The following is a 317-nucleotide window of genomic DNA, read 5'->3' as shown; positions in this document are numbered from 1 at the left end:
GCACTGTAACGCCCGGCATGTCGGCAAGCTTGCGCGTCAGCACCGCGCGGCGCAGCGTCAGGTCAGCGGGCTTGATGTCCGCCACCAGGCCCGAGGCAAGTCGAGCAACGATGCGCGGCTCGATCCCATCCAGCGCTTGCGGGCAGCGATCCGCGCTCACCACCAGCCGCTTGCCCGCCGCCATCACTTCATTGATCGTGTGGAAAAACTCTTCCTGCGTCGAATCCTTGCCCGCGATGAATTGCAGATCGTCGATCATCAGCAGATCGGCAGAGCGCAGCCGCGCTTTGAAGCCATGGGTATCGCGCGCGCGCAAC

Annotated in this window: 1 protein-coding gene; it reads right to left on the bottom strand. The window is 64.4% G+C overall.

Annotated elements, in window-relative coordinates:
* Nucleotides 1-317 (bottom strand): DnaA ATPase domain-containing protein (locus R5H29_RS22160; RefSeq protein ID WP_332329867.1); only part of this gene is annotated, 317 nt, incomplete at both ends.

This window comes from Stenotrophomonas sp. A3_2 (assembly GCF_036624925.1).
In the GTDB taxonomy this organism is placed as follows: Bacteria; Pseudomonadota; Gammaproteobacteria; order Xanthomonadales; family Xanthomonadaceae; genus Stenotrophomonas; species Stenotrophomonas hibiscicola.
Note: the sequence above shows the minus strand (reverse complement) of the source record. Positions and strands in the feature narration are given on the sequence as shown.